Genomic DNA, 21788 nt, shown 5'->3' with positions numbered 1-21788 from the left:
AGCCGAGTTGGGGGTCCCATGCCGCTTCCCGTGCCCGTCCTGCCCGAGGGGGTCGACCCGGCCTGGCTGCCGCCCGCCGCCTTCCGGGCGGTCGGCGGCCGGCGGACGCTGATCCGTGGATCGGGTCCGCCGGCGGAGACGGTGCACGGGGAGGTGGCGGAGGCCTGCCGACGGTTCGGGGGCCGGGTCGTACGGGACGCCCAGCCGGGCGAGGGCGCGTACGACCTGGTCCTCGACCTCGGCGGAGAGGGCCTCGGCGAGGAGGGCTTCACATGCGCGCGTGAGGGCGGCACGACGACCGTCACCGCAACGTGCGGACGGGGGCTGCTGTACGGGCTGTTCCACGTCGTGCGGCTCGGCGAGGCGGCGTTCACCGGCGCGTGGGCGCGGGAGACGCATCGCCCCGCGCTCGCCCTGCGCATGCTGGACCACTGGGACAACGTCGCCGTGCACCCGGTCATGGGCCAGGTGGAGCGGGGGTACGCGGGCGGCTCGCTGTTCTGGGAGGACGGGCGGGCGCGCGGCGACCTGGAGCGGGTGCGGGCGTACGGCAGGCTGCTGGCGGCGTGCGGGATCAACGCGGTCGCCGTCAACAACGTCAACGTGCACGAGACCGAGGCGCACCTGCTGACCGATCGGATCGGTGAAGTGGCCGCGATCGCCGATGTGCTGCGGCCTTATGGGGTCCGCACACACCTGTCCGTGTCCTTCGCCGCGCCGGTGGTGCTCGGCGGACTTCCCACGGCCGATCCGCTGGACGAGGCGGTGCGGGGTTGGTGGGCCACGGCGACACGGCGGGTGTACGAGGCGATCCCCGACTTCGGCGGGTACGTGGTGAAGGCCGACTCGGAGGGCCAGCCGGGCCCGTTCGCGTACGGCCGCAGTCACGCCGACGGGGCGAACCTGCTGGCCGCCGCTGTGGGGCCGTACGGCGGCACCGTCCACTGGCGGGCGTTCGTCTACGACCACCGTCAGGACTGGCGTGACCGCACGACGGACCGGGCCCGGGCCGCGTACGACCACTTCGTGCCGCTGGACGGCGAGTTCGCGGCCGACGCGGTGCTCCAGGTGAAGCACGGGCCGATGGACTTCCAGGTGCGCGAGCCGGTCTCGCCGCTGATCGGCGCGATGCCGCGCACCCGGCTGGCGGTGGAGGTGCAGGTCACCCAGGAGTACACCGGGCAGCAGCGGCACGTCTGCTGGCTGGGGCCGATGTGGAGCGAGGTGCTGCGGTTCCGGCACGACCCGGAGTCGTCCGTGGGGGAACGGGCGCGGGGCGGGCTGGTCGGCGTGTCCAACGCCGGTGACGATCCGTTCTGGACCGGGCATCCCCTCGCCCAGGCCAACCTGTACACCTTCGGACGGCTCGCCTGGCGGCCGGACGCCGAGCCGCGTGAGGTGCTCGACGAGTGGATCGGGCTGACCTTCCCCAAGGCCCCGGAGCGCTTGTCCGACGGGCTGCACGCGGTGCTCGACGGCTCGTGGCGGACGTACGAGAAGTACACCGCTCCGCTCGGCGTGGGATGGATGGTGCAGCCGGGCCACCACTACGGGCCGAACGTCGACGGCTACGAGTACAGCCCCTGGGGCACCTACCACTTCGCCGACCGGGACGGCATCGGCGTCGACCGCAGTGTGGCGACCGGCACCGGGTACGCCGGGCAGTACGCCAAGCCGTGGGCCGAGCTGTACGAGTCGCCGGGCACCTGCCCCGACGAGCTGCTGTTGTTCTTCCACCACGTGTCCTACGGGCACACACTTCACAGCGGCAAGACGGTGATCCAGCACATCTACGACACGCACTTCGAGGGCGTGGCGGAAGTAGAGGAGGCCCGCCGGGTGTGGGCGGGCCTCGCGGACCTGGTCGAGCCGGGGCGGCACGCCCGGGTGGCGGAGCGGTACGAGGAGCAGCTCCGCAGCGCCCGCGAGTGGCGCGACCAGATCAACAGCTACTTCTTCCGCAAGTCGGGGGTACCGGACGAGCGAGGGCGCCGCGTCCACTGAAGGATCGCCACGCCCAGGGGATCGAGGACCAAGGGGTCGCCCTGCTCGACCCGTTTGCCGGTGAGCAGGTCGGTGGCGGTGGTGTGGGCGGCCAGGCGGGCCGGTTCGGGGGCGTGGTTGAGGAGGAAGAGGAGGCGGGTGCCGTCGGGGGCGACACGGGTGGCGGTCTCCACCGCGGGGTGGTCGGTGTAGGGGCCGAGCAGGTCGTGGCGGGCCAGGACGCGGCGGACGACCTCGTCGACGCCCGGCTGGTCGAGGGCGGTGGCGACGTACCAGCCCTCGCCGTCGCCGAAGCGGTTGCGGGTGACGGCGGGGGTGCCCGCGTAGAAGTCGGTGCCGTAGGTGGCGACCGGTTCGGCGCCTTGCGGCAGCACGATCTCGAAGACCAGCCGTGCTTCGGCGGGCAGTTCGGGGATCGGTTGAGTGAACTCCGGTGGGCGGGCGTCCCATTCGTCCACGCGGATGCCCATCAGCGGTGCGAGCGGGCCGGGAACGTCGGTGAGGAAGGCGCGGTCGTGTTCGTCGACGCGGCCGGAGAGGAAGGTGGCCAGGACCGTGCCGCCGCGTGCGGCCACTTCTTCGAGGCGGGTGGCGAGGTCGCCCTTGACCATGTGGAGGGCGGGGGCGAGCACCACGTCGTAGGGCGTGAGGTCGGCGGTCTGCGGGATCACGTCCACGTCGGCGCCGGCCTCGCGGGCGGCCCGGTAGTAGGCGTGGACCACGTCCGGGTATCTGACCAGCCGGGACGGGCCGTCGGAGATCTCCAGGGCCCACCAGCTGTCCCAGTCGAAGAGGAGGGCCGTGCGGGCCGGGGTGCGGGCGCCGAGGGTCCGGTCGCCCAGGGACTCCAGCTCCCGTCCCAGTGCGGCCACTTCGCGGAAGACCCGGGTGTCGTCGCGGCCCGCGTGGCCGATGACCGCCCCGTGGTACTTCTCGCAGGCGCCCCGTGAGGCGCGCATCTGGAAGTAGAGAGCGGCGTCGGCGCCGTGGGCGATGGCCTGGAAGGTGGCGAGGCGGAGCTCGCCGGGACGCCGGAGCGGGTTGACGTCCCGGCAGGCCGTCGTCGACGGCGTCTGCTCCATCAGCCAGAAGGGGGCGCCGTCCTTCAGGCCGCGCATCAGGTCGTGGGCGAGGGCGGGGCGGGTCGGCGGGGCGTCGAGGGGCGGGTAGCTGTCCCAGGAGGCGAAGTCGAGGTGGGGCGCCCAGCGGTGGTAGTCGAGGGGGCGAAAGGTGCCCATGAAGTTGGTGGTGACGGGTGTGTCGGGGTCGTGGGCGCGGATCACCTCCTTCTCGGCCAGGAAGCAGCCGAGGAGGGCGTCGGTGGTGAAGCGGAAGTAGTCGAGGGTGATGCCCTGGAAGGCGGTGTGGTCGGGTCCGCGCCAGTGCTCGGTGAGGGCGTTCGGCGGCTCGATCTGGTCCCAGTCGGTGTAGCGATGGGACCAGAAGGTGGTCCACCAGGCGTCGTTGAGGGCGTCGAGGGTGCCGTGCCGGTCGCGGAGCCACGCGCGGAACGCCTCGGCGCACAGCTCGCAGTAACAGACGCCGCCGTACTCGTTGTTGACGTGCCAGGCGAGCAGGGCGGGGTGGTCGGCGTACCGTTCGGCGAGGCGGGAGGCCAGTGCGGTGGCGTGCTCGCGGTACGCCGGTGCGCTGGGGCAGAAGTTGTGGCGCTGGCCGTAGCGGTGGCGGCGGCCCTCGAAGTCGGTGCGGTTGACCTCGGGGTGCCGTTTGGCGAGCCAGGGCGGGAGGGCGGCGGTGCCGGTGGCCAGACAGACCTGACGGTGCTCTGCTGCGGCACGGTCCAGGATGCGGTCCAGGACCGTGAAGTCGTAGGTGTCCGGGGCCGGTTGGGTCAGGGACCAGGTGAACACGCCGACGGTCAGGGTGTCGATGCCGGCCTGGGTGAACAGGCGGTGGTCGTCGCCCCAGACGGTCCCGGGCCACTGCTCGGGGTTGTAGTCACCGCCGTACGGGATCCTCGGCGTGCGGGGCGCGGTCATGCCGTGAAGTCCTCCTGGGTCTCGGTGATCACCGCGCGGCTGCCGTGCAGCAGGGACAGCAGCAGCGGGGCGGCCAGCAGGGCGGGCAGGGCCTCGGTCAGCAGGGCCGTCAGCGCTGCCGCCAGGACGAGCAGGGAGGCCGCGGCGAGGGTGGCGCGGCCGTGCCGGAACAGGAAGTACCCGGCGAGGCGGGCGGTGTCCCGGGCGCGGAAGGCGAACAGCGAGGTGAGGACGAGGGCGTGCGCGCCCCAGAGAAGGGAGCCGGCGCCGATCGCCGCGAGCAGCAGCGCCCACCAGCCGGGCAGGCCGGTGGCGGAGAAGTGGGTCAGGGTGAAGGTGATGACCGTCAGCCAGGCCAGCAGGGGTGCCCACAGCTTCAGCGCCGGTACGGCGTTGAGTCGCCAGCCGCGCAGGAAGGCCCGGGCCGGGTGCAGTTCGGTGAGGTCGCGGCTGCGGTGGTGCAGGGCGTAGAGGGCGGCGGACAGGGCCGGCCCGACGGGCAGGAGGCACAGGGCCGCCAGGGGGAGGTTGGCGGGGTCGGGACCGACCAGGAGCAGTCCGGCCAGGCCCGGGGAGGCGGCGAGGAGCAGCAGCGCCTCGACGGTGAGAACGGTGTGGATCAGGGCGGAGGCGCGGGAGAGGGCTCCGGTGCCGAAGTCGGAGGTACGTACGGTACTCATGCCGCCTCCCGGCCGTGCAGGCGCCACTCGTCCCACCAGGGCGGGGTCTCGTCGGCGACCGGGGTGAGTTCGAAGAGGCTGACCTCGTGGCGGCTCGGGGTCGGGGGCGGGGCGCCGCGGTCGGCGTCGGGGGTCAGCGGCTGATGGGTGCGCGCAGGCACGGCGGAGGCCCGGTAGCCCCGGCGCAGGGCGAGATCGACGCGGCCGACACCGGCGACCAGCCGCCGACAGGCGCGCGCAGGCACGGCGAAATCCCGGCAGCCGCGACGCAGCACGAGATCGACGCGGCCGACACCGGCGACCAGCCGCCGACAGGCGCGCGCAGGCACGGCGAAATCCCGGCAGCCCCGGCGCAGGGCGAGATCCACGCGGCCGACACCGGCGACCAGCCGCCGACAGGCGCGCGCACGCACGGCGAAATCCCGGCAGCCGCGACGCAGCACGAGATCCACGCGGCCGACACCGGCGACCAGCCGCCGACAGGCGCGCGCACGCACGGCGAAATCCCGGCAGCCGCGACGCAGCACGAGATCCACGCGGCCGACACCGGCGACCAGCCGCCGACAGGCGCGCGCAGGCACGGCGAAATCCCGGCAGCCGCGACGCAGCACGAGATCCACGCGGCCGACACCGGCGACCAGCCGCCGACAGGCGCACCCAAAGTCCTCGGAGTCCCGGGAATCACGGCACAGGGCGAAGTCGACACAGCCGGCGTCCGCGGCCGGCCGCCGGGTGCGCCCGAACTCCATGGAGTCCTGGTAGTCGCAGCGCGGGGCGAGGTCGACGCGGGCCGTGCCGAGGCGGCGTCGCCCGGTGTCGGTCAGGTGGCAGGTCGGCGCGTCGGGGACGCGGATCACCCGTTCTCCTTCTTGAACCGCTCGTACGCCTTGTTGTGCAGGTCGACGAGCTGCTGCATGTTCTTCGACTTCAGTTCGGCGAGGTAGGCGTTCCATTCGGACAGCGGGCGCTTGCCGAGGACGAACTGGAGGGTGTTCTGGATGACGGTGTCCTTGAGCGGGGTGTCCCAGAGGGTCGCCTGTTCCTGCTCGAAGGACTGGAGCGGGTGGGCCGGGTCGATGGGCAGCTGCTCGCGCTGGGTCATCGCGTCCTGGAACCTCTTCTCGTCCGGGCTGAAGGAGGAGGAGACCAGGTCCCAGCTGCCGCCGTAGGTGAAGACGCCGTTGAAGAAGCCGTAGTCCTTCTGGAGGTCCTTCTCGGCGTCCGGGTCGGAGCCCATGAGGGAAATGCCGGGCTTCAGCCGGGGCCGGCCGCCGGACTCGGTGTAGGTGACGCCCTCGACGCCCCACTTGCAGAACTTCTGGCCCTCGTCCGAGTACCAGAGCCAGTCGAGGAACTGCATCATCGCGACGAAGCTGTCGCTCTTGAGGGCCTTGCCGGCGACCATGACGCCGTTCTCCAGGCGGGTGCCGCCGAGCACGACCGGGCCGGCCGGTCCAAGGGGCACCGGCACCATCTCGATCTTGGCGCCGTCGACCTGCTTCTCCAGGTTGTAGCGGTAGTGCTGCACCAGCTCCTGGGGGTTGGCGCTGATCGCGTAGGACTTCTGGGCGAGCAGTTTCTGCACGGCCTGGTCGTCGGTCTGGCTGAAGCTCTCGGGGTCCATGAGCTTCTCGGCGACGAGCCTGCGCAGGTACTCGACCATCTGGCGGTAGGCGTCCTGGGCGCCGGTGAAGACGAACTTCTGCGCCTTGTGGTCGAAGCTGATGTTGTCGTAGCTCCATCCGGCCCGGACGCCGAAGGCCTGGCCGAGGTAGCCGAACAGGGCGCCGCAGGGGAACGGGGTGTTGGTGCTCCAGCGGTCGGAGAAGGGGTACGTGCCGGGGTACTCCTCCTTGAGCGCCTTGAGGACGTCGTACACCTCGTCCCAGGTGGTGGGCAGGCTCAGGCCGTGGCGGTCGAGGACGTCCGTGCGGAAGGACAGCGAGTAGCCGGACTTGACCTTCTCGTGCAGTCCGGGCAGCAGGTAGTACCTGCCGTCGGACTGGCGGATCGAGTCGAGCTCGGGCTCCAGCTTCCACTTGCGCACCTTCTCGCGGAAGTTGGGCATCAGGTGCACGTAGTCGCTGACCGGGAGGATCGCGCCCGACGAGACGAAGGCGACCTCGGAGGGGTGGTAGGTCTTGGGGATCAGGAAGGGAGCGTCTCCCGCGCCGATGAGGACGCTGCGCTTCTTCTCGTAGTCGGCCAGCGGGACGTCGACCGGTTCGAGGGTCACGCCGGTGCGCTTGGTGAGTTCCTTCCAGAACAGCCAGCCGTCCTTCATGGGGTAGACCGGGTTGTTGTTGTGCAGCACCGAGAAGGACAGCGGCTCGGCCGCCTTGAACCGCTGCCCGGCCCGGTAGTTCTTCATCGCCCCGTTCTGTTTCTTCGACAGGTCCTTCCCGTCCCCTCCGTCGTCTGAGCTGCCGCAGCCGGTGAGGGTGGCGAGGCCGATGAAGCCGGCGGCGGCGAGTATCTGGCGCCGCGACAGCTGTCCTGCGTTCTGCACGGAGACTCCTTTGTTCCGTAGGCGAGTTGAGGAGGCGGCGTCAGCCCTTGACCGCGCCGAGCATCACGCCCGAGACGAAGTAGCGCTGGACGAACGGGTACACGCAGAGGATCGGCAGGGCGGTGAGGACGATGGTCACCGACTGGATGTTCGCGCCGACCTGGCTGAGCTGCTCCGTGCCCGCGCCGGCGTTGCCGCCGCCGGTGGCGCCCTGGATGAGGTTGCGCAGATAGACGGTGACCGGCATCAGATCCGTCCGGTCCATGTAGAGGAAGGCGCTGAACCAGGAGTTCCAGAAGGACACCGAGTAGAACAGGACCATCGTCGCGACGACCGCCTTGGACAGCGGCAGCACGATCCTGAGCAGGATGCCGTACGTGCTGAGGCCGTCGATCTGCGCGGCCTCCTCCAGTTCGGTCGGCAGGTTCTCGAAGAAGGCCTTCATGACCAGGAGGTTGAAGACGCTGATCGCGTTGGGCAGGGCGATCGCCCAGACGCTGTTCTTCAGGCCGAGGCTGGTGACCAGGATGTAGTTGGGGATCAGGCCACCGGTGAAGAACATGGTGAACACGGCGATCCCGACGAGTAGGCCACGGCCCTTGAGGTGCTTCTTCGACAGCACGTAGGCGTAACAGGTCGTCAGCACCATGGCGACAGCCGTCGCCACGACCGTGTACAGCACGGTGTTGCCGTAGTTCCGCCAGAACATCGCGTCCTGGAACACGATCTCGTACGTGGTGAGGTTGAACCCCTTGGGCAGCAGGGTCACCTCACCGGCCCGGATCTGCCGCTCCCCGCTGAAGGACCGCGCGAGGATGTTGACGAAGGGGTACAGGGTCACCAGCACGACGAGGGTGAGGACCACCCCGTTGACGCCCTGGAAGACCCGGTAGGAACGACTCGGCTTCACCACAGGCTGGTCCCCACTGTGCGGCGCGAGAGCTGGTTGGCGGACGTGATGAGGATCAGGCCGATGATCGCCTCGAAGAGGCCGATGGCGGCGGCGTAGCTGAAGCTGTTGGACTCCACACCGGACCGGTAGACGTACGTCGAGATCACGTCGGCGGTCTGATACGTCAGCGGGTTGTACAGCAGCAGGACCTTCTCGAAGCCGACCGCCATGAACGCGCCGATGTTGAGGATCAGCAGCGTGACCATGGTGGGCCGGATGCCGGGCAGGGTGACGTGCCAGATCTGCTGCCAGCGGTTGGCGCCGTCGATGCGCGCGGCCTCGTACAGGTCCTCGTCGATCGTGGTGAGCGCGGCGAGGTAGAGGATCGTGCCCCAGCCGGCGGTCTGCCAGATCTCCGAGCCGACGTAGATGGTGCGGAACCACTCGGGTTCCTGGATGAAGCGGATCGGTTCGTGGCCGAACCAGCCGAGCATGTGGTTGACCGGGCCGTCACTGGCCAGCATCTGCATGGTGATGCCCGCGACGATCACGATCGACAGGAAGTGCGGAAGGTACGAGACCGACTGCACGAACCGCTTCAGGGAGCGTCGGCGCACCTCGTTGAGCAGCAGCGCCAGCACGATCGGGACCGGGAAGCAGAACAGCAGCGTGAGCCCGCCGATCCACAGGGTGTTGCGGAACACCTGCCAGAAGGTGGGGTCGCTGAGGAACATCTGCACATAGCGCAGCCCCACCCACTCCTCACCGAAGATCGACCCGCCCGGCTCGAAACGCCGGAAGGCGATCACGTTGCCGATCATCGGCAGATAGCGGAAGACCAGGAAGAACAGCAGCGGCAGGATCGCCAGCGAGTACAACTGCCAGTCGCGGCGCAGTGCCCGCCGCCAGCCGGTCCAGGCGGGGTCCGGCTTGCCGCGTCGGGGTGCGGCTCTGGCCTCAGGCGGGTCCTCGGTGCCCGGCGGGGCCGATGTGGTGGACGTGCTCATTGCTCGGGCCTCCCGTGGGCATGGGACGCGGAACCGAAACTTTCGAGCTCTTACCGGTAACTTCGCGGCAACTTAAGGGCAGCAGAAAGCGCTGTCAATGGGTACTGCGGCAGTCGGCTGGGGCGTATGTGCCGCGTTGGAATCGCATCAAACCTGGGTAGGACCCAGCGACCTGCCGCCCGTTGTCCGTCGCAAGTTTCTGGATGACGACCGACTCCTGCGAGGTGCCGCCGTGCCCGCGTTCGACCTGCCGCTGACGGAACTGGAGCGCCATCGCCCGGACGTCGGGGAGCCCGCCGACTTCGACGCGTTCTGGCTGCGCACGCTGAAGGAGGCCGGCCAGACGGACCCGCTGGTGTCGGTGCGGCCGGTGGAGACGGGCCTGCGGCTGGCGCGGACCTGGGACGTGACCTTCCGGGGCTTCGCGGGCGACCCGGTGCGTGCCTGGTTCAGCAGGCCGGCCGATATCGGTGAACCCCTGCCCGCCGTCGTCGAGTTCGCCGGGTACGGGCGCGGCCGGGGCCTCCCCCACGAACGCCTCACCTGGGTCAGCGCCGGGTACGCGCACCTGCTGATGGACAATCGCGGCCAGGGCGACGAGTACGGCTGCGGCGGCGACACCCCCGACCCGCACGCCACCGCCCCGGGCGGCCCCGGCCCGGCGGTACGCGGCCTGCTCGCTCCCGAGGATTACCACTACCGCCGTCTGATCACGGATGCGGTGCGCGCGGTCACGGCGGTGCGGGAGCTGCCCGGCGTCGACCCCGCGCGGACCGTGGCCGTCGGCAACAGCCAGGGCGGCGGCCTGGCTCTCGCCGTCGCGGGACTCGTCCCCGACCTGGCGGCGCTGCTCGTCACCGCCCCGCTGCTGTGCGGCATCCGCCGCGCGCTCGACCTCACGGACGCGGGCCCGTACGGGGAGATCGCGTCCTACCTCTCCGTCCGCCGGGGGGCCGAGCACGACGCCTACCGCACCCTCTCCTACGTCGAGGGCATCTCCTTCGCCCGTCGCGCGCTGGCTCCGGCTCACTTCGGCGTCGGCCTGCGCGACACGGTCTGCCCGCCGAGCGGGGCGTACGCCGCGTTCAACCGCTATGCCGAACTGACCGGCACGGAGCCGCGCAAGGAGATCCACGCGTATCCGTTCAACGGGCACGAGGGGGGTGACGCGGTGCAGGTGCGGCGTCAACTGGCTTGGGCGCGGGAAGTGCTGGGCGACGAGGGGTGATGACCGCACGGTTCGCGACCACCGCTCGGAGTTCGCCGCCTGATGTCCGGCCGGAACTCGGTTCGTCCACCTGAGGTCCGGCCGGAACTCAGGTCGTCCACCTGAGGTCCGGCCGGGAACTCCGGGTGCGGGTCGCCGGCCCGCCTCAAGGCCCGCGATTCGGGGTTACCTCCCGTCGGAGTTACTTCCCCACCGGGGACTCCGCGGTGCAGCCGCCGGCGGTCACCAGACCATCGGCACTCTGTTCCTCGATCACCTTGCCCTTGTGGATGATCTTGCATGTGACCTGGGCACCCTCGGGGTCGGCGGCGACCGGCATGACCGCCGCGGGCATGATGCCGCGCAGCGTGACCGTCTTCTTCCAGGGCAGTTCGGGCTTCGACACCGACTCGACCTTCGGCTCCATGGCCTTGCCACCGCCGCCGTGGAACTCGATCGAGTCGATGTTCTTCCCCGTGACCTCGTAGGTGACTTCGTACGTCTCGTCCACTGCCTTGTCGACCTGGTCGACGGCCTCGGAGCAGGAGCTGAGACCGAGTGCCAGGCCGGCGACGGCGACGGCGACGGCGGTTGCACGGATGGCGCGGTTCAAAGGGATCCCCCCGGATCATGAAAGGTCGGATCGGCAGCCAACCGTGAGAGGAAGGCAAAGTCAACTGCAGCAATCCCGAGACCAGTTCGCCAGGCGCCGGTGAGGCGATGTGCGCCGGCCCATACGCCCGTCCGTCCTGACCGGCGCTCTTGCGCCGCAGCCGTAGACAACTGCGCCGCTCGGCGCTAACTTCCGCAACAGCGGGGTGGGAGCGCTCCCATGACGGTGGACCGGAACCCGCCCTCGAGTCGCTCCCACCCCGCGCATCCGCGCACACGCATCCACAGGCCCGTACCTCAAGGAACGGACGATGCTGTCATGATCCTGACAAGAAACCCGGGGGGACCCCCGATTCGCCGATCAGCACTCCCTGCCCGGGCCAGAGCCTTCTTCCTGGTCCTGCTCTCCCTGCTCGTCACCGTTCCGGCCCTCGGCCTGGTCATGACGGCCGGTGGTGAGGCGGAGGCGCACGGCACTCCCATGAAGCCCGGCAGCCGCACCTTCCTGTGCTGGCAGGACGGTCTGACCGACACGGGTGAGATCAAGCCGGTCAACCCGGCGTGCCGGGCCGCGCAGCAGGCCAGCGGCACCACGCCGTTCTACAACTGGTTCTCGGTGCTCCGCTCGGACGGCGCCGGCCGCACCCGGGGCTTCGTACCGGACGGCGAGCTGTGCAGCGGCGGCAATACCAACTTCACCGGGTTCGACACGCCCAGCAAGGACTGGCCGCTCACCCACCTCACCTCGGGCGCGACGGTCGACTTCTCGTACAACGCCTGGGCGGCGCACCCGGGTTGGTTCTACGTCTACATCACGAAGGACGGCTTCGACCCGACCAAGACGCTCACCTGGAACGACATGGAGGAGCGGCCGTTCCTGAGCGTCGACCACCCGCCGCTGAACGGCTCCCCGGGCACGGTCGAGGCCAACTACTCCTGGACCGGCAAGCTCCCCGAGGGCAAGTCGGGCCGCCACATCATCTACATGGTCTGGCAGCGCTCCGACAGCCAGGAGACCTTCTACTCCTGCTCGGACGTCGTCTTCGACGGCGGCAACGGCGAGGTGACCGGCATCAAGCAGCCGGGCACGCCGTCCGAGCCGGTGCCCGGCACCTGCACGGCCACCCGCAAGACGACCGGCAGCTGGAACGGCGGCTACCAGTCCGAGGTGACCGTCACCAACACCGGCACCGTCCCGATGCTCGGCTGGATGGTCGACTGGACGCTGCCGTCCGGCCAGCGGATCGAGAACCTGTGGAGCGGCAGCGCCACCTACAACGGCCAGTCGGTGATGGTCCACAACGCCGGCTGGAACGGCTCGCTCGATCCGGGCAAGAGCGCGACGTTCGGCTACACCGTCTCCGGATCGGGCGGTGACAGTACGACGAGCCTGCCCTGCCGGGTCGGCTGATCCATCGCTTCGGGCGGGCCCGGTGGGCGTCGGTCACCGGGCCCGTTCGGTCCCCGGCTTCACGCTTCCCCGCGCCTCATCAGCCACCAGGTCAGCCCGCCCGTGGCCACGCCCGCGAGCAGCAGTACAGCCACGTGCCACATGGGCAGTTGCACCTCAGCCGGGTTCTGGACGTCCGTGTTGACAAGGACAGTGAGGACCAACGGGTAGCCGAGCGTGACGGCCGTGCCGGCGCCGACCGCGGCGGTCAGCCTCGACTTCGAGCTCTGCTTGGAGACCAGGGCCAGGACGGTGAACAGCAGTCCGAGACCGACGAGCATGCCACCGCCGACCCACAGCACGGTGGCCCGGCTCGTGAAGCCGTCGGCCGCACCGTCCCCCGAGAAGTGGGTGGCGATCCGCCCGGGCAGCCGGTCGTAGCTCGCCAGAAACGCACCGACGTAGGCAGCGGTGGCGACGGCGAACGGGGCGGCGGTCAGGGCGCCCCTGCGGATGACGGACATCTGGCTCTCCCCCTCGTGTCGTTGTTTTTCGTGTCGTTGTTCTTCGTGTCGTTGCTCTTGCCGGAATGGAACAGCTGGGCCGGGCACCCCCTGGCGGCCCGCCGTCGCGAGGATGCGGCGCAGGGCGGTGTGGGCCGGTGGGCCCCAGGTCGGCTTGCCGCCGGGACGGCCCTGGGCGCCGGCCTCGCCGATGAGGATGCAGGCGAGGGCGCGCAGGAGAGTCCAGCCGCGGGCGCGGCGCAGGGTCGCGGGGTCCGGGCCGGCCGGTAGGTGTCGTGGAAGCGGTCGGCGGGGCCGTCCGGCAGCAGGATCCAGGCGGCGGCGAGGTCGAGGGCCGGGTCGCCCGCGCAGAGGTCTCCGAAGTCGATCACGCCGCAGAAGGTGCCGTCGGCGGTGAGCATGTTGGCAGGGTGCAGATCGCCGTGGAGCCACACCGGCGGGAGCGGCCACGGCGTCCTCCCAGACCGCGCGGACCGCCTCCGGATCCGGGATCAGTCCCAGCTCGGTGGCCGAGGCGAGTTGCTGGGCGAACGACTCGGCACTGTCGGACAGGGGGCCACCGCGGCCACGGCCGGGGGGCGCGTCGCGGGGAGCGGGGCGGTGCAGAGCCGTCAGGAACGCGGCCACGCCTCGGCCGATTCCGCGGGGCGGGTGGCGGGGGCGCGGTCGGCGGGCTCACCCTGCACCCAGGTGGTGACGATCCAGGGCCGCGGGAAGCGCTCGGAGGGCTCTGTGAGGCGCTGCGGGACGGGGACCGGCAACGGCAGGTGCGGGGCGAGGGAGGGGAGCCAGGTGTGCTCCTTGCGCAGCGGCGCGTCGGCGGACTGCGTGGCCCAGGGCGACCGGACGGCCAGGTCGTCACCGAGGCGCCAGAGCTGGTTGTCCCAGCCGCGCGCGCCGAGCCGTACAGGGAGATCGGCCAGGTCGGGGGGCTGGTCGCGCAGCAGCTCCTTGATCAATGCCGCCGTGATCTCGGTTTCGGTGTGGGCCATGCGGCGCAACATTAGCGGGGCGGCGGCTCGTGGGAGGCCGGGTGGCGGCTCGCCGGACACGCGAGTGACCGGAAAACGCGGGATGTGCCGACCGAGCCGGTCCATCGATCCCAGTCGGTCCCATATGTCGCTGTTATCCAGGTGTGCGATTCTGATGTGTGGGTGCCCTGCCGCTCATGTGGGGCGTGGATCCGCCGCGTCGTCGTCTCCTGAGTTCCGGGGACTCCCACCTGCCGGTAGCCGAGGCATGGACGGGAGGTGGATGCGGACATGCCCCACTACGGCGATGCCCGGACCGCGGCCCCCGGCCTTCGGGCGCCGGGGAACGGGGGTACCGCTTCGCCGCGTCCCACGCCGGAGTCCGCCGCGCGGGAGCGGGTCCTGACGTTCGCCGGGGTGGTGTTGGCGGCGGTGTACGTACGGAGCGAGGACGGTGCGGAGCTCCGGCTGGTGGAGGCGGCCGGTGCCGAGCCGGCGCGGTACGGGCTGCCGAGTCGTGTGCGGCACGGCGGGGGCACCTCGCCCGCCCCGGCGCCGGGCTACGCGGCGGCGTCGGGAGACAGTGGGCCTGCCGTGGTCGAGGCCTTTCGCAATGGGCGGCCGCTGTGGCTCGCGGGCCGGCAGGTCGGCGGAGTCGCCGGTGCGCCGCTCGGGGCGGTGCCCCTGGGGGCCGCCGGCGGGTGGCTGGGATGCCTGGTCGTGGCGGGAGAGGGCGGGGAGGGGTTCGGGGCCGAGCAGCGGGAGTTCCTGGAGCGGTATGCCGAGGCGGTCGCCGGGCGGCTGCGGGGGGAGGCCGACCGGTCCGCCCCCTCGCCCCTGCTCGATTCCGCCCTGCGTGCGCTGGGGGTCGGTTCCTTCGCCCTCGCACCCGGCACCGGGCTGGTCGAGACCGACCCGGCCCTGCTCGAACTGGTCGGCATCCCCGAGGGCGGCTTCGACGGCAAGACCGACACGCTGCTCTCGTACAGCGTCCCGGAGGACGTCCCCGCCCTGTTGTCGGTCCTCGAACCGTCCCCCCAGACCCCCGGGCGCCGGGAACTGGACTTCCGTACCCGCCGGGCCACCGGTGAACTGTGCTGGCTGCGCCTGAGCTGCCGCGTGCTGAAAGGGCCCGACGGCGCCCCGGAGCGGGTGCTGGGCGTGGTGACCGCGGCTCCCGTGCTGCGCCGCAGCGCCAGCGACGTCGCCCGGATCCAGTGGCTGACGGCCGCGCTCGACGACGCCACGACGGTCCGGGACGTCAGCCGTGTGGTGGTCGCCGCGCTGCGCGAGCCGCTGGGTGCCGACCGGGTGGCGCTCGCCGAGCTGCTGGAGGACCGGCTGGCGGTCACCGTGCTCGATCCGCCGGGTGCCGGTGCCTGGCCGGAGCTGTGGCGTTCCGAGTGGCGCTCGGAGTGGCCCGACGCGCCGGTCACCGCCCTGCCCACGCTCCAGGCGGCGCTGCGGGACGGGCGGATGAGCCTGTGGCCGGCGGGTGCCGTGCTGGAACCGGGGCTCGCGGGGATCGGCCCCGGCGGGCTCGCGGTCCTGCCGCTGCCGGCCAAGGGCAGGGTGGCCGGGGTGTGCCTGGTCGGCTGGGACACGCCGCACGAGTTCGCGCCCGAGGAACGGGCCCTGCTGACGGCGACCGCGGGGCTGGTCGGGCAGGCCCTGATCCGCGCGCACGCCTACGACGCCGAGCAGGAACTCGCGACGATGCTCCAGCGCAGCCTGCTGCCGCGCCGTCTGCCCGCGTTGCCCGGGGGCACCGCCGTGGCCCGCTATCTGCCCGCCCGGCGCGGACTCCAGGTGGGCGGCGACTGGTACGACGTGATCGCACTGTCGGAGGGGAAGGTGGCCCTGGTCATCGGTGATGTGCAGGGCCACAGCGCCGGAGCCGCGACGATCATGGGCCAGATGCGCACGGCGGTCCGGGCCTACGCCGTGGAGGGGCATCCGCCGGACGTGGTCGTCTCGCACGCCAACCGGCTGCTCGTCGGCATGGAGACCGACCTGTTCGCCACGTGCTGCTACGTCGAGCTGGACATGGAGGAGGGCAACGCGCTGTTCGTACGGGCCGGGCACCTGTACCCGCTGGTGCGTCATCCCGACGGCGGTACGGAGGAGATCGCGGTCGAGGGCGGGCTGCCGCTGGGCGTGCTGGAGGACGCGGAGTTCCCGCTGACGGCGATGGCGCTGGCGCCCGGCTCGGTGCTCGCGCTGGTGACGGACGGCCTGGTCGAGTCGGCCGAACTGGACGTGGACGAGGGCATGCGGATCCTGGGCGAGGCGCTCTCCGCGGCCGATCCCTCCGACCCGGGGCGGATGGCCGACGACCTGCTCGGCGAGGCCGGCCGCCGGGAGGACGACGTGGCGTTGCTGCTGCTGCGCTACGACGGGATGCGGGTGCGGCCGGTGCGGGCGGGCTGGGTGGTGTGGCGGCTGCCGGACGCGGTCATGCACGCGCGCCGGTTCAGCGCGCGCACGCTGCGTTCGTGGGACGTCGTGGCCGAGGCCGACACCGTGCTCCTGGTGGTGTCCGAACTGGTCACGAACGCGCTGGTGCACACGCAGGGCGCGCTGCGGCTGGACCTGACCCTGGCCGCGGACCGGCTGCGGGTGACGGTGAGCGACTCCTCGCCGCGGGCGCCGGCCAAGCCGGTGGTCGTGGACTGGGAGTCGACCGGCGGCCGGGGGCTGTTCCTGGTCGAGGCGCTGTCGGCGGCCTGGGGCTCGGTGCCGGTCGGCGGCGGCAAGCAGGTGTGGAGCGAGATCGTCGTGTCACGCCGGGAGGAGGAGGCGGACGGGGAGCCGGAAGCGGAGCCGGTACCGGAAGCGGAACCGTGGGCCGAGCCGACGGAGGAACGGGAGCCCGGCCGGGACCGGGGCTGGGGCATCGGCCGCAACCGGGGCTGGGGCATCGGCCGCAACCGCGACCGAAGCGGAGGCCGTGCCTCGCGCCGGAACCGGGGCCTCGATCAGTCCCCGCCCCAGGGCGGGAACCCGGAGGCGGGCAAGGACCGAGCCACGGACGTGAGCGGAGGCCGTGCCTCGCGCCGGAACCGGGGCCGCGATCAGTCCCGGCTGTGGAACGGGAACCCGCACCCGACCCCGAACCCGGGCGAGGAGCGGCCCCCCGACGGGACCGAAGGCGGAGCCTCGCGCCGACACCGGGACCGCGACCAGCTCCGCAGCCGGAACGGGAACCGGAACCCGACCCCGAACGAGGGCCGAGTCCCGGACGCGGGCAAGGACCCACCCCCGGGCGCGAGCGCAAGCCGCACCCCGGACGCAGGCGAAGGCCGAACCCCGGACGCGAGCGAAAGCCGAACCCCGGACCCCGACGGCGACCGGGCCCCCGACCGGAGCACCCCTCGGGGGAAAGGCCGCGGCCAGGAGGGAGGTCCGGGATGAGGGGCCGGAGGTGGCGGGTGGGTGCCGGGCTCGTCGCGGCTGTCATGGTGGCGGCCCTGGCCGGCTGTACCGAGGACGGCGGGCAAGGCGAGGGCGGGTTCACTGTAGGGCTGCTGCTGCCGAGCCGTGCCGTGCCCCGCTGGGAGCAGTCCGACAAGCCTCTCATCGAGAAGCGGGTGAAGGAGCTGTGCCCGGACTGCCGGGTCGTGTACGCCAACGCGGAGAACGACGCGGCGAGCCAGCGGCAGCAGATGAACTCCATGATCACCCGGGGTGTGTCCGCGCTGATCCTGGACGTCGTCGACCCCAAGGCGCTGCGCTCCTCGGTCCGCGCGGCAGACCGCGCGGGCATCCCCGTCATCGCCTACGACCGGCTCGCCGAGGGCCCGATCTCGGGTTTCGTCAGTTTCGACGGCGGCCGGGTCGGCAGACTCCAGGGCGAGGCGCTGTTGCAGAGCATGGGTGCCAAGGCCGGCGGCGGCGTCGTCATGGTGAACGGCGACCCCTCCAGCCCCAACGCCGCCTGGTACGAGGGCGGCGCCCGGTCCGTGCTGCAGGACAGGGTGCGGATCCTCAAGTCGTACAACACCCTCGGCTGGCGCACGGAGAACGCGCACGACCACATGTCCGCCGCGATCAGCGCCCTCGGCCCCAACCAGATCGACGGGGTGCTCGCGGCCAACGACTCGATCGCCGCCGGCGTCATCGCGGCGCTCAAGAGCGCCCGTGTCTCGCCGCTGCCCCCGGTCACCGGCCAGGACGCCGACCTCGACGCCGTGCGGCGCATCGTCAAGGGCGAGCAGTACATGACCGTCTACAAACCCTTCCGGCAGGAGACCGAGGCGGCCTCCGCCATGGCCGTCGCCCTGGCGCGCGGCAACGACCTCGACGCCCTCGTCACGTCGACCGTGGACAGCCCCACCACCCGGGACGTCCCGGCGGTGCTGCTCGACCCGGTCTCCGTGACGGCCGAGACCATCGGGCGGACGCTCGTCCGGGACGGCGTCTACACGATCGACCAGATCTGCACCCCGAAGCTCCGGTCGGCCTGCGACCGGATCGGGCTCACCCGGGGAGGGAGGTGATCCCCCGTGGCCCGTCCACCCGTACTGGCGTTGCGCGGCATCTCCAAGCGGTTCGGCGGCGTGCAGGCGCTCGTGGACGTCGACCTCCAGGTCCGGGCCGGTGAGGTCGTGGCCCTGGCGGGCGACAACGGCGCCGGCAAGTCCACGCTGATCAAGGTGATCTCGGGCGTCAGCCCCGCCGACCGGGGCGTCATCGAGTGGGAGGGGCGCCTCGTGCAGATCAAACGCCCGCACGACGCCCACGCCCTGGGCATCGCGACCGTGTACCAGGACCTCGCCATGTGCGACAACCTGGACGTCGTCGGCAATCTCTTCCTCGGCCGGGAGATCGACCGGGTGGGCATCCTCGACGAGGTGGAGATGGAGCGCCGTTCCCGCGACCTGATGCGGACCCTGTCGATCCGTATCCCCGACGTGCGCGTGCCGGTCGCGGCGCTGTCCGCCGGGCAGCGGCAGGCCGTCGCGATCTCCCGCTCTCTCATGGGCGCGCCCAAGGTCCTGCTGCTCGACGAGCCCACCGCCGCCCTGGGGGTCGAGCAGACCAGCCATCTGCTCGACCTCATCGAGGAGGTGCGCGACCGCGGTATGGCGATCATCCTCATCAGTCACAACATGGGCGACATCAAGGCCGTCGCGGACCGGGTCGCCGTGCTGCGGCTGGGCCGCAACAACGGTCTGTTCGACGTGAGCACCGTGACGCAGGAGCAGATCATGTCCTCCGTCACCGGTGCGGCGGACAACGCCGTGGCGCATCGCACGAAGGGCGACGAGGAGGCGTGGCCGTGACCGGGGCCGGGCCACGGCGGGGCGGACCGGCCGGGCCGGGCGGCGGCGCGGGGCCGGTGGCACCCGGCCGCGGGCTCCGCACCCGCGCCTGGCCCGGCAGTCTGCGCGGCTACGCCCTGGAGATGCGCGGCACTGTCCGGGACGGCGAGCGCGGGCCGCTCCTGGTGGTCGCCGGGCTGATCGTGATCTGGATCGTCTTCCAGGTGCTGGACGACAAGTTCCTCTCGCCGCGCAACCTGTCCAACCTCAGCGTGGACATCGTCGGGACCGGTCTGGTCGCCGTCGGCATCGTGTTCGTGCTGCTGATCCGGGAGATCGATCTGTCGGTCGGCTCGGTCAGCGGCCTGGCGGGGGCCGCGTTCGCCGTGCTGAACGTGAACCACGGGATGCCGGAGTGGCTCGCCGTGATCGTGGCGGTCGCCGCGGGGATGGCGGTGGGCGCCTTCCACGGGTTCTTCTTCGCCCGGCTCGGCGTGCCCGCGTTCGTCGTGACCCTCGCGGGGCTGCTGATCTGGAACGGCCTGACGCTCGACCTGCTGGGCGCGAGCGGCACGATCAACATCGACGAGGAGGGCCTGGTCGCCTCCCTGACCAGCCGGCACTTCGATGACGACGTGGTGGCCTACGCGGTGGCGGCGCTCGGCACGGCCGGGTACTTCCTGGCCGCCCACCGCAAGCGCGCCCGGCACCGGGCCGCCGGGATGCCGTACCGGCCGACGGGCGAGATCTGGCTGCGCACCGGTGTCCTCGCGGTGCTCACCTTCGCCGCGGCCCACACGCTCAACCGGTTCCAGGGGTTGCCGCTCGCGCTGCTGATCTTCCTGGTGGTCCTCGTGGTCTCGGACTACGTGCTGCGCCGCACCCGCTACGGGCGGCGGGTGTACGCGCTCGGCGGCGGGGTCGAGGCGGCGCGGCGGGCGGGCATCGCCGTGGAGCGGGTACGGGTCGCGATGTTCATGGTGTCGGGGACGCTGGCCGCGATCGGCGGGCTGTTCGTGGCCTCGGGCCTGACCTCGGCGAGCCCCACGACGGCCCGTGCCGCCGGTTCCGGGATGCTGCTGATCAACGCGATCGCCGCGGCCGTCATCGGCGGTACGAGCCTGTTCGGCGGGCGTGGCTCGCCCTGGTCCGTGCTGCTCGGTGTGCTGGTCATCCAGTCGATCGCCTCGGGCATGGGGCTGCTGGGGGTGGAGGACGCCGTGCAGTTCATGATCACGGGTGGGGTGCTGCTGGCCGCCGTCGCGGCCGACGCGCTCTCCAGACGCGCGTCGGCCCGGCGGGGCCGCCCCTGAGCTATGGCCTTTCATCCGGGAATGCCTAAGAAATGGCGAAAATGGGTAGGGTCCGGAGTGCCATGAAACGCAGCCGCCTCGCCCGGGCCGCCGTGGCCGCCACGGCCGTCGCAGGCCTGGTCCTCGCCGGATGCGGTGACACGGACCCGCCCGGCGGCGAGCAGGCCGACCTCAGTGTGCTCGCCACGGACGTGCCCCAGGTGCAGACCCTCAAGAAACTCACCAAGAAGTACTTCACCGCGGAGACCGGCATCACGGTCGACTACACCGTGCTGCCGGAGAACGAGACGCGGGAGCGGATGAACCGCGAGTTCGCGACCCAGGCCGGCACCTACGACGTGGCCAGCGTGAGCGCGTACGAGGTGCCGATCTACTCGGACAACGGCTGGCTCGCCCCGCTGGACTCCTATGTGAAGGCGGACAAGGACTTCGACCAGGACGACGTCTTCCCCAACCTGGCGTCCTCGCTGACCGGCGAGGACGGCAGGCTCTACGCCGAGCCGTTCTACGGCGAGGGTTCCTTCCTGATGTACCGCAAGGACCTCTTCCGCAAGGACGGGCTGACCATGCCGCCGAACCCGACCTGGCAGCAGGTCGCCGACCTCGCCGCCCAGGTCGACGGCACCGACGGCGCGAGCGGCATCTGCCTGCGCGGCCTGCCCGGCTGGGGCCAGAACCTCGCTCCGATCAACACGGTCGTCAACACCTTCGGCGGCGCCTGGTACGACATGGACTGGAACGCGCGCCTGACCTCACCCGAGTTCAAGAGGGCCGTCGGCTTCTACGTCGACCTGCTCCGCTCCCACGGCCAGCCCGGCGCCGAACGGATGGGCGTGCTGGAGATCCTCGACAGGTTCGTCGCCGGAAAGTGCGCCATGATGTACGACGCCACGTCGCTGGCCTCGTCGATCGAGGCCGACGGTTCCTCGGTCAAGGGCAAGGTCGGCTACGTCCCGGCCCCGCACGACCGGACCGAGAAGGCCGGCTGGCTGTGGACCTGGGCCTGGGGCATCCAGCAGGCCTCCGACCACAAGGACGCCGCCTGGGAGTTCATCTCCTGGGCCTCCTCCAAGGAGTACCAGGAGCTGGTCGGGCAGGAGGTGGGCTGGACCGCGGCGCCCGCCGGGAACCGCAGGTCGCTCTACGCCAACCCCGAGTACCAGCAGGCGGCCGCCGCCTGGTACCGGCAGGAGTACACGGCGGCGACCGATTCCGCCGACCCGAAGAACCCCGGCGTCGCCCCCCGCCCCTACACCGGCATCGGCTTCCTGGGCATTCCCGAGTTCGCCGTGCTCGGTACGGCGGTCTCCGAGCAGATCGCCGCGGCCATCGCCGGGCACCAGTCGGTGGACACGGCCCTGGACAAGTCGCAGGACCTCGCTCAGGCGGCGGCCGCGAAGTACCGGGGCGGGTGA

Annotated in this window: 15 protein-coding genes and 2 pseudogenes; 8 read left to right on the top strand and 9 right to left on the bottom strand. The window is 71.5% G+C overall.

The window, feature by feature from the left end; translation table 11 throughout:
* Positions 1 to 18: 18 nt before the first annotated feature.
* Entirely contained in the window at positions 19 to 2004 is a 1986-nt protein-coding gene (locus tag HDA41_RS30475; protein WP_184989615.1) for an alpha-glucuronidase, read from the top strand.
* Here the strand turns inward: HDA41_RS30475 and HDA41_RS30470 are convergent.
* From HDA41_RS30470 to HDA41_RS30445, 6 genes are read right to left on the bottom strand one after another with little or no spacing between them, the layout of a single operon-like run.
* Positions 1950 to 4004 carry a beta-galactosidase gene (locus tag HDA41_RS30470; protein WP_184989613.1) on the bottom strand — a complete coding sequence of 685 codons (2055 nt, stop codon included), beginning with the start codon at positions 4002 to 4004 and terminating at the stop codon, positions 1950 to 1952. The genes HDA41_RS30475 and HDA41_RS30470 overlap by 55 nt on opposite strands.
* Entirely contained in the window at positions 4001 to 4684 is a 684-nt protein-coding gene (locus tag HDA41_RS30465) for a hypothetical protein (RefSeq protein WP_184989611.1), read from the bottom strand. The genes HDA41_RS30470 and HDA41_RS30465 overlap by 4 nt, the downstream gene beginning before the upstream one ends.
* The gene (locus HDA41_RS30460; protein ID WP_184994201.1) at positions 4681 to 5541 is read right to left on the bottom strand and encodes a hypothetical protein; all 861 of its coding nucleotides are present in this window, start codon (positions 5539 to 5541) and stop codon (positions 4681 to 4683) included. Before HDA41_RS30460 ends, HDA41_RS30465 begins: the two co-directional genes overlap by 4 nt.
* Positions 5538 to 7193, bottom strand: coding sequence for an ABC transporter substrate-binding protein (locus tag HDA41_RS30455; protein WP_184989610.1), 1656 nt, complete (start codon positions 7191 to 7193; stop codon positions 5538 to 5540). The genes HDA41_RS30460 and HDA41_RS30455 overlap by 4 nt, the downstream gene beginning before the upstream one ends.
* Before the next feature lie 40 nt (positions 7194 to 7233).
* Positions 7234 to 8106 carry a carbohydrate ABC transporter permease gene (locus HDA41_RS30450; RefSeq protein ID WP_184989608.1) on the bottom strand — a complete coding sequence of 291 codons (873 nt, stop codon included), beginning with the start codon at positions 8104 to 8106 and terminating at the stop codon, positions 7234 to 7236.
* Complete coding sequence (locus tag HDA41_RS30445; RefSeq protein WP_184989606.1) at positions 8100 to 9092, bottom strand: ABC transporter permease; 993 nt, start codon at positions 9090 to 9092, stop codon at positions 8100 to 8102. Before HDA41_RS30445 ends, HDA41_RS30450 begins: the two co-directional genes overlap by 7 nt.
* Before the next feature lie 232 nt (positions 9093 to 9324).
* On the opposite strand from HDA41_RS30445, the gene HDA41_RS30440 reads away from it, so the two are divergent.
* Positions 9325 to 10320, top strand: coding sequence for an acetylxylan esterase (locus HDA41_RS30440; RefSeq protein ID WP_184989604.1), 996 nt, complete (start codon positions 9325 to 9327; stop codon positions 10318 to 10320).
* 181 nt (positions 10321 to 10501) lie between these two features.
* Here HDA41_RS30440 and HDA41_RS30435 read toward each other — a convergent pair whose 3' ends face one another.
* A complete protein-coding gene (locus HDA41_RS30435) occupies positions 10502 to 10912 on the bottom strand; it encodes an MmpS family transport accessory protein (protein WP_184989602.1) in 411 nt (136 codons plus the stop codon).
* A gap of 318 nt (positions 10913 to 11230) precedes the next feature.
* Here HDA41_RS30435 and HDA41_RS30430 point away from each other — a divergent pair, with 318 nt between their 5' ends.
* Positions 11231 to 12322 (top strand): lytic polysaccharide monooxygenase auxiliary activity family 9 protein, encoded by a 1092-nt coding sequence (locus HDA41_RS30430; RefSeq protein WP_184989600.1) that lies wholly within the window; start codon positions 11231 to 11233, stop codon positions 12320 to 12322.
* 59 nt (positions 12323 to 12381) lie between these two features.
* Here the strand turns inward: HDA41_RS30430 and HDA41_RS30425 are convergent, their stop codons facing one another.
* Together HDA41_RS30425 and HDA41_RS30420 are read right to left on the bottom strand one after the other, a co-directional pair.
* Positions 12382 to 12825, bottom strand: a complete 444-nt coding sequence (locus HDA41_RS30425) for a DUF1648 domain-containing protein (protein ID WP_184993857.1) — start codon at positions 12823 to 12825, stop codon at positions 12382 to 12384.
* Positions 12826 to 12918: 93 nt separating this feature from the next.
* Positions 12919 to 13817: pseudogene (locus HDA41_RS30420) on the bottom strand (aminoglycoside phosphotransferase family protein); the annotation flags it as partial.
* A 270-nt stretch (positions 13818 to 14087) separates the two neighbouring features.
* On the opposite strand from HDA41_RS30420, the pseudogene HDA41_RS30415 reads away from it, so the two are divergent.
* The 5 genes and pseudogenes from HDA41_RS30415 to HDA41_RS30395 all read left to right on the top strand — a co-directional run.
* Positions 14088 to 16586: pseudogene (locus tag HDA41_RS30415) on the top strand (SpoIIE family protein phosphatase); the annotation flags it as partial.
* A gap of 620 nt (positions 16587 to 17206) precedes the next feature.
* Complete coding sequence (locus tag HDA41_RS30410) at positions 17207 to 18295, top strand: substrate-binding domain-containing protein (RefSeq protein ID WP_184989598.1); 1089 nt, start codon at positions 17207 to 17209, stop codon at positions 18293 to 18295.
* Between the two features lie 6 nt (positions 18296 to 18301).
* A complete protein-coding gene (locus HDA41_RS30405; RefSeq protein WP_184989596.1) occupies positions 18302 to 19081 on the top strand; it encodes an ATP-binding cassette domain-containing protein in 780 nt (259 codons plus the stop codon).
* Positions 19072 to 20373, top strand: a complete 1302-nt coding sequence (locus tag HDA41_RS30400) for a sugar ABC transporter permease (protein WP_184989594.1) — start codon at positions 19072 to 19074, stop codon at positions 20371 to 20373. Before HDA41_RS30405 ends, HDA41_RS30400 begins: the two co-directional genes overlap by 10 nt.
* A gap of 62 nt (positions 20374 to 20435) precedes the next feature.
* Positions 20436 to 21788 (top strand): ABC transporter substrate-binding protein, encoded by a 1353-nt coding sequence (locus HDA41_RS30395; protein ID WP_184989592.1) that lies wholly within the window; start codon positions 20436 to 20438, stop codon positions 21786 to 21788.

Source organism: Streptomyces caelestis (assembly GCF_014205255.1).
GTDB lineage: Bacteria > Actinomycetota > Actinomycetes > Streptomycetales > Streptomycetaceae > Streptomyces > Streptomyces caelestis.
Note: the sequence above shows the minus strand (reverse complement) of the source record. Positions and strands in the feature narration are given on the sequence as shown.

Excerpts from the sequence above, each read along its gene's own strand:
- HDA41_RS30410 (WP_184989598.1), top strand. The coding sequence starts at position 17,207 with ATGAGGGGCCGGAGGTGGCGGGTGGGTGCCGGGCTCGTCGCGGCTGTC.
- HDA41_RS30475 (WP_184989615.1), top strand. The coding sequence starts at position 19 with ATGCCGCTTCCCGTGCCCGTCCTGCCCGAGGGGGTCGACCCGGCCTGG.
- HDA41_RS30395 (WP_184989592.1), top strand. The coding sequence starts at position 20,436 with ATGAAACGCAGCCGCCTCGCCCGGGCCGCCGTGGCCGCCACGGCCGTC.
- HDA41_RS30445 (WP_184989606.1), bottom strand. The coding sequence starts at position 9,092 with ATGAGCACGTCCACCACATCGGCCCCGCCGGGCACCGAGGACCCGCCT.
- HDA41_RS30425 (WP_184993857.1), bottom strand. The coding sequence starts at position 12,825 with ATGTCCGTCATCCGCAGGGGCGCCCTGACCGCCGCCCCGTTCGCCGTC.
- HDA41_RS30465 (WP_184989611.1), bottom strand. The coding sequence starts at position 4,684 with ATGAGTACCGTACGTACCTCCGACTTCGGCACCGGAGCCCTCTCCCGC.
- HDA41_RS30430 (WP_184989600.1), top strand. The coding sequence starts at position 11,231 with ATGATCCTGACAAGAAACCCGGGGGGACCCCCGATTCGCCGATCAGCA.
- HDA41_RS30470 (WP_184989613.1), bottom strand. The coding sequence starts at position 4,004 with ATGACCGCGCCCCGCACGCCGAGGATCCCGTACGGCGGTGACTACAAC.